Source organism: Thioalkalivibrio denitrificans (assembly GCF_002000365.1).
Taxonomy (GTDB): Bacteria; Pseudomonadota; Gammaproteobacteria; order Ectothiorhodospirales; family Ectothiorhodospiraceae; genus Thioalkalivibrio_A; species Thioalkalivibrio_A denitrificans.
Genome location: NZ_MVBK01000085.1, coordinates 1 through 6,898 on the forward strand (window position 1 = coordinate 1; position 6,898 = coordinate 6,898).

The 6,898-nt window shown below is 62.7% G+C and carries 4 protein-coding genes; 3 read left to right on the forward strand and 1 reads right to left on the reverse strand.

Going from position 1 to position 6,898, the window contains the following annotated elements:
* Positions 1-93: 93 nt before the first annotated feature.
* Entirely contained in the window at positions 94-2,202 is a 2,109-nt protein-coding gene (locus B1C78_RS13255; protein WP_175628311.1) for a tetratricopeptide repeat-containing sulfotransferase family protein, read from the reverse strand.
* Between the two features lie 789 nt (positions 2,203-2,991).
* Between B1C78_RS13255 and B1C78_RS13260 the strand changes: the two genes are divergently transcribed.
* From B1C78_RS13260 to fliD, 3 genes are all read left to right on the forward strand, one after another.
* Positions 2,992-4,497, forward strand: a complete 1,506-nt coding sequence (locus B1C78_RS13260; RefSeq protein ID WP_077279655.1) for a flagellin N-terminal helical domain-containing protein — start codon at positions 2,992-2,994, stop codon at positions 4,495-4,497.
* A 113-nt stretch (positions 4,498-4,610) separates the two neighbouring features.
* The gene (locus tag B1C78_RS13265; protein ID WP_077279656.1) at positions 4,611-4,988 is read left to right on the forward strand and encodes a flagellar protein FlaG; all 378 of its coding nucleotides are present in this window, start codon (positions 4,611-4,613) and stop codon (positions 4,986-4,988) included.
* A gap of 359 nt (positions 4,989-5,347) precedes the next feature.
* Positions 5,348-6,724: a flagellar filament capping protein FliD gene (gene fliD / locus B1C78_RS13270; protein ID WP_077279657.1), complete on the forward strand. Its 1,377-nt coding sequence runs from the start codon at positions 5,348-5,350 to the stop codon at positions 6,722-6,724.
* The last annotated feature ends 174 nt before the right edge of the window (positions 6,725-6,898 follow it).

The window sequence follows — 6,898 nt, forward strand, 5'->3', positions numbered from 1 at the left end:
TTGCGGCTTTAAGACCTTATTGCGGCCGAGTTTCCGGCTCTTTATCAGGCGAATCAGGCGGTTGCCGTGGTCCGACCCGGTCATCCCAGCAGGCTAGCCGATTTCCAGTTCCCTGTATGCCCGCATCATGGGCTCTAGCTTGTCATGGAAGGGTTTGGAGAATCCGATGAAATCGGCTCGCAGGGGTGCGGGGGCCTCAAGGGAGTTGGCCGGACCGAGATGCTCGACAAGCTCGCGGTTCTGGTCAAGGGCGGCCAGGTGCCCGGGCTGGAAGTCCAATCCCAGAAAGTCATAAATCCTCCGGGCGGTGGCCTCTGGCTCACGCACCAAATCCTCGTAGCGCACCTCCAGCATGGGGTTGGGCAGTACCTCCAGCCATAGCTTAATGAACTCGTCGTAGATGCGGATTTGGCGCCCCAACGCCTCCAGGTCATACGTGTACTCATGACCCTTCGCGTATCGCTTGAAGTAGCACGACAGGGCCAAGTCCATCAGATCACGGCGGCAGAACACCACCGGCGTCCTCGGCAGCCAAAGTGCAAGTAACGCCAGGTAGAACAGATTGCCCGGCAGTGTCCAAGTCCTGTATCTGTACTCGCCCTGGCGCTGATTCAGCCAGGCAAGCGCATCCTCTCGGCTGTGTTCGATGTCGAGATCCTTCAGGTAAGTCTGGATGATCTGGCCTTCCAAGCCTCTCAGTCGTTCTTTCACGAAGTCGACAAAGGCGCCATCTTCACCCAAGGGCTGCGTGCCGGGGTGGCAGGCGATCAGGCCTTCGACCAGGCTCTTGCCACTGCGCGACATCCCCAGCAAGAAGATGTCGTTGGTCTCCCGCAGACCATAGCCTTCCGTGCGGCGGAAGAAATCTTTGTCGCAGACCGATCGGTATGTGTGTAGCAACCCGGAGAGGTAGCGGCCTGATTGATCGGGCTGGGTGTACGCGGCCTTGTTGCCCATCTCGTAACAGGCAAAGGCGTCGTCGTAGCGGCCCAGATCCAGCAGTGCCTTGCCCAGACCGAAGCCCGCGAAGACCTTTTCGCCGCGGCTCAGTCGACCCGATTGCAGGGCAGTTGCCAGGCTGGCTAAAAGAGGATCCTCCGGGTCGGTGAAGGTCTTGAACTCCGTCAACGCCTCGGCGTGTTCCAGGCGTTGTGGCGCCGCGGCCCATGCGCGTTCGTAATATTGACGCGCGCTATTGGGCTGGCCGAGATCCTTGTAGATGGTGCCCAGGTTGTGCAGTGTCTCTGCATGACTCGGTTGCAGGTCGAGGGCCTGCTCGTACCATCTCGTTGCTTCTGTCGGGTCACCGTCTTCCTTGGCAAGGGTGCCCAGGTTGGTCAGGGCAGGCACGCTTTTCGGATCCAGGGCCAGTGCCTTCTCGAAGCACTTGCGAGCCTTTTCGCGTTGCGATAGCGCCTTGAGCGCATTGCCAAGATTAACAAGGGACTGGGGGGAATCCGGCTTGAGTTCCAGTGAGCGCTCGGCGTGGTGGCGAGCGGCTTCGTGCTCGTCGAGGCGATTGAGCAGCGCAGCCAGATTGCTGTGTGCCGCTGCGTTGCGCTCATCCAGTTCGATGGCACGCTCAAGGCAGCCCCGGGCCTGCGTCAAGTACCCCAGCTTCTGCAGTGCACCGCCCAGGTTTGATAGTACTTCGGTGTCGTCAGGCAGCAGCCGGGCGGCGTGCCGCAGGTGCTCGAGAGCCTGCCCGAATTGTCCGGCGGCCAGTTGCATGCCGCCCGCCCGCTTTCGCGCTTCACCGTTGTCGGGAAACTGGCCGACAACGCGTTCCGCCTCTTTGAGCGCACGTGCTGTCCGGCCTCGGGCGTGGTCTTTCAGGGCCTTGTCCAGCGCCTCGCGGGCGGAGCGTGGCAGCGGCTGGTCGGCCCGGGCATCCTGGAGCACGCCGGCCTTGCGGCCCTCATCGAGCACCGTGCCCGCATCGTCGGGATAGCCGGCCAGCGTCAGGGCCCTGGCCAGGGCAAGCCAGCGTTGAGGGTTCTCGGGGGCAGCGTTGAGCGCCTTTTGCAGGTAACCAACGGCTTGCGCGGGCTGGCCGGAAGCCAGACCGATCTCGCCAAGCCCCAGGTTGGCTTCCGCATGATCGGGCGCGGTGGCAAGAATCGATCGATACAGGCTCTCTGCCACGGACAGTTCGCCGGCAGCGTGATGGGCACGGGCCTGTTGGAGCAGGTCGTCGGTCATGAGGGGGCGTCTTATTGGGTGTGAAGGTGAATGCTGCAAATTTCCTGCCAATGAGCGAGCCGCAGGCCCCATCTCCCGGTCCGACGGGGTGGAAGGCACGTGAATGCCCGGTCCCGTCGCGCATTCGCATCCGGACAGTTGTCCTGCAACCCATCGCTCGTTTTGTCAGATACCCGGACATTGGCGCCAATACCTTGACGGTCCGGAACGCCTGCCGCGGATAAATCCACAAGCTCAGTGGCAGCCGTGCCATAGGGCGGCCCATGGCCGCCTTGGGAAGGTCGAAGACCCATTACCACGAGGCTCACGAAAAGTCCGAAGAGAAAGAACAATTTTCTCTCGCCAAGGCCGCCAAGTGCGCAAAGAAAACATGAATTCTTTATGAAATGAGATCCCTTGGGGGTTCTTGGCGTACTTGGCGGCCTTGGCGAGAGACCTGCTTTTGGCGGTGTCCAGTACGCCCGATGGAGCCGGGTTCAACCACGAAGCACACGAAGATCACGAAGGTCTCTGAACATTAAACCCTTCGTGATCTTCGTGTGCTTCGTGGTTGATACAACGCATTACAAAGCATGGCCCAGCCCAGGGTCCGCAGACGCCGCCGCCGACGAACGGTCTGATCCCGGGAATGAACGGCGGGTGGGGCCGAAAAAACTCCCCCTAAATCCCTAAAGCTTCCCCCGTCCGGGCCGATAAAGGCCCTGAAAGCGGCACAGTCTCGCCGCCCGGACACCCGCTCGAGAAGGGCGGTGGACTGAACCAACCGATTGAACAACAAGGGGAAGAGTCATGGCCCAGATCATCAACACCAACATCATGTCGCTGAATGCGCAGCGCAACCTGACCAACTCCCAGAGCGCCCTGCAGGTCTCCCTGCAGCGCCTGTCGACGGGTCTTCGTATCAACAGTGCGAAGGACGATGCCGCCGGTCTGGCCATCTCCGAGCGCTTTACCACCCAGATCCGCGGCCTGAACCAGGCCATGCGCAACGCCAACGACGGGATTTCGCTGGCCCAGACGGCCGAGGGCGCGCTGGGCGAGCTGAACAACAACCTGCAGCGTATCCGCGAGCTGGCCGTGCAGTCGGCCAACGCCACCAACTCCTCGTCCGACCGCATCGCCCTGGACCGAGAGGTGCAGCAGCGTCTGGCGGAGATCGACCGCATCGCCAACCAGACTTCGTTCAACGGTCAGAAGATCCTCGACGGCACGTTCGGCGACGCCAAGTTCCAGGTGGGCGCCAACGTGGGCGAGACCATTGACCTGGAACTGAATACCAGCATGCGGCTGGACAGCATCGGCGCGCTGGCGCAGGCCACTTCCAGTGACTTGTCCACGCTGATTACCGAAGCAACGGATGCCCAGCCGAACTCTACATTGGCGCTCAGCTTTAACACCATCGGTGTCGCTGCCGTGACGGACGATAGTGTCACGATAGCAGTTGGTACAGTAACGATTGAGTCCGCCGGTGTTGGTACCAACTCAGCGGGGTCGATTAGCGCTGCTGACATCGATGCGGCTCTTGCAGGTCAGGCCGGAACTGACCTCGAGTCCGCTGGCTTCAGCTTCGAGGGTTCGGCCGTTGATGGCACACTTGTCTTCACACGTGAAGATGGTGTCACTTTCGACATCGTCGTCACTGCGGCTGGCGCCGGGATCGATTCAGGGGGTGGCAGCAGTGCGTTGGACACTGCAGGCACTACCAATGTAGATAATGGTGCAGCAGCAGACTCTGCCTCCCCCCTGACGCTGGCCGCCGGTGATCTGAGCATCCAGCTGGGTGAAAGGGAGGCGGTGGGTGTGACCGGCACCTTCAACACCGCCCAGGAGCTGGTCGATGCGATCAACACGGCGCTGGGCGGTGAAGCCTCGGCCTCCCTGTCCGAGTCCGGCAACACCTTCACCCTGACCGCCAACGAGACCATCACTATCACCAACGATGAGTCGGATGTGTTCACGGACGGTTCTTTTACCGCTACCGGCAGCCTCGATGGTCTGGATGTGCTCACGGTGGCCAATGCCAACGACGCCATGTACCGCATCGACTCCGCCCTGACCGCGGTCAGCGATCTGCGCAGCACCTTCGGTGCCATCCAGAACCGCTTCGAGTCCACTATCGCCAACCTGGGCGCCACCTCGGAGAACCTGGAGTCTTCGCGCAGCCGTATCCGCGACGCGGACTTCGCCGCCGAGACCGCCGACCTGACCCGGGCCCAGATCCTGCAGCAGGCGGGCATCTCGGTCCTGGCGCAGGCCAATGCGGTGCCCCAGAGCGTGCTGGCCCTGCTGCAGTAATCGCAGGGGCTCAGCCTCTAACCAGGACTTGGGGGAGTGCCAGGGAAGGCACGGGGGCTGGGCCCGGGAGACCGGGTCCGGCTCTGTCTCTTTAACCCGGTGAGGAAACGAACATGAAGGATATGCTCGTGATCAGTCCGCTGCCCCCGGCCCAACAGCCGGGGCCTGCCGCACCGGCGGCAAGGGGCGGCAGTGTCGCGCCGCCTCAGGAGGGGCAGGGCGGCAAGCAGGTGCCCGAGGTCCCGGCAGCGGAGCCGCCGGAAATCGATCTCTCGAAGGTGGTGGAGGCCCTCAACGACCACCTGCAGTCGGTGAAGCGGGACATTCTGTTCTCGGTGAATGACACGACCGGACGCACGGTCATCACGGTCCTGGACTCGGAAAGCAAGGAAGTGATCCGCGAGATCCCGCCAGAGTCAGTGCGGGCCCTGGCGGAATACCTGCACGATCAGGGCATGCTGGACAGCGTCGGCGTGACCGAGAAGGTATAGCTGGCACGGTAATTGGGTGTGGTTGTAGGAAGCCGGCCCCCAAGCCGAACGGCGGTTAGCCACAGAGGTCACAGAGGTCACAGAGAAAAAACATCGAAAAGTCAGTGGCGGATCCCTTGGTATCCTCTGTGACCTCTGTGCCCTCTGTGGCTAGAAGAACAGAGGCGATCCGCCACCAAACAGGAATCAGGATTTCGAGCAAGGAAGTTTCAGGTGTGAGTCGATGGAGGGCCCCCACCCTGGCCCTCCCCCGCAAGCGGGGGAGGGGATGAAGTTCAGGGAGTGGGTCGGGGTGAGGGTGGTTCTCCCTTCCCACTTCCCGACTCACACTGCCCAATTCAAAAGCGGGGTTTTGTTCAATGGCCATCAGTTCAATGGGTGTCGGTTCCGGGCTCGATCTGGGTTCGCTGGTGACCCAGCTGCTGGCCGCCGAGCGTGAACCCCGCGAACAGCGCCTGGACCGCCGCGAGGCGGAACTGCAGGCAAAACTCTCCGCCTACGGCAGCCTGCGCAGCAACCTCATCACCCTGGAGACCAACCTCAACCGCTTGGCGCTTATGGGCGAGGGCCGCACGGCCACGTCCTCAGACAGCGGACGCGTGGCGGTGACCGCCAACGAGAACGCCACGCCCGATCGCTACACCATCCAGGTGAAGGAACTGGCCTCCGCCCAGGCACTGGCAAGCCAGGCCTTCGGTGACGCCGATGCGGCGGTGGGCACGGGCACGCTGCACCTGCAGGTGGGTGACGGCAAGTCGGTGGATATCGATATCAATGCGGGCAACAACAGCCTGCGCGGCATCCGCGACGCCATCAACGAGGCGGGCGCGGGCGTCACGGCCAGCATCGTCAACGACGGCACCGGCGCGCGCCTGGTGCTGTCGTCCAACGAGACGGGCGCCGCCAACACGATCTCCCTGACGGTTACTGACAGCGACGGCAACCACACCGACATGAACGGCCTGTCGCGGCTTGCTGCAGTCAACATGGAGGAGACCGCGGCCGCCAAAGATGCGGAGGTGATCATCAACGGCCTGACGGTCACCAGCGCAAGCAACACCCTGGACAACACCATCGACGGCCTGACGCTGGACCTGAAGGGGACGACCGCGGAGGGCAGCCCGGTGACCGTCGAGGTGGGCCAGGACCGCGATGCCGTGAAGTCCCGGGTCAAGGACTTCGTCACCGCGTACAACGCCATTGTTGAGCAGATCAACGATCTGACCCGCTACGACCCCGAGACGCGGGAAGCCGCGCTGATGATCGGCGACAGCACCCTGCGCGGCATCCGCAGCAACCTCTCCATGGGCGTCATGCAGGGGGGCGGCCAGCCGGGCGGGGCGTTCACGCACCTGGTGAATCTCGGTGTGCGCACCGACGAGACCGGCAAACTGACGCTGAACGAGCAGACCCTGGACCGGGCGCTGAATCAAGACATGCCGGGCGTGGTCGCCATGCTCAACGACGTGACCGGCGGCATGCGCGACAGCGTGGCGGTATACACCGAGCGCGGCGGCATTCTCGACGCCCGCACCGACGGTCTGAACAACGGCATGCGCGACGTCAGCCGCCAGCGCGATCTTCTGGAAAACCGCATGGAGCAGATGGAAGCGCGCCTGGTGCGCCAGTTCGGTGCCATGGACGCGCTGGTCGGCCAGCTTCAGCAGACCAGCCAGCAGCTGGAGCAGCAGATGAGTTCGCTCAACGCCATGCTTGGCCAGAACCGCAGACGGTAGGGTGAAGGGCGTTTAGCCACAGAGGGCACAGAGGCCACAGAGAAAGCGAACGTAGGTTGGGGTGAGGAACGAACCCCAACGGGTGGCGGCACGGCAAGTTTCGGTTGTTGGGGTTCGCTCCGCTCACCCCAACCTACGGTTCTGACGTGTCTCAACCTTTGAATCTTGAATCTT

Excerpts from the sequence above, each read along its gene's own strand:
- B1C78_RS13265 (WP_077279656.1), top strand. The coding sequence starts at position 4,611 with ATGAAGGATATGCTCGTGATCAGTCCGCTGCCCCCGGCCCAACAGCCG.
- B1C78_RS13255 (WP_175628311.1), bottom strand. The coding sequence starts at position 2,202 with ATGACCGACGACCTGCTCCAACAGGCCCGTGCCCATCACGCTGCCGGC.
- B1C78_RS13260 (WP_077279655.1), top strand. The coding sequence starts at position 2,992 with ATGGCCCAGATCATCAACACCAACATCATGTCGCTGAATGCGCAGCGC.
- fliD (WP_077279657.1), top strand. The coding sequence starts at position 5,348 with ATGGCCATCAGTTCAATGGGTGTCGGTTCCGGGCTCGATCTGGGTTCG.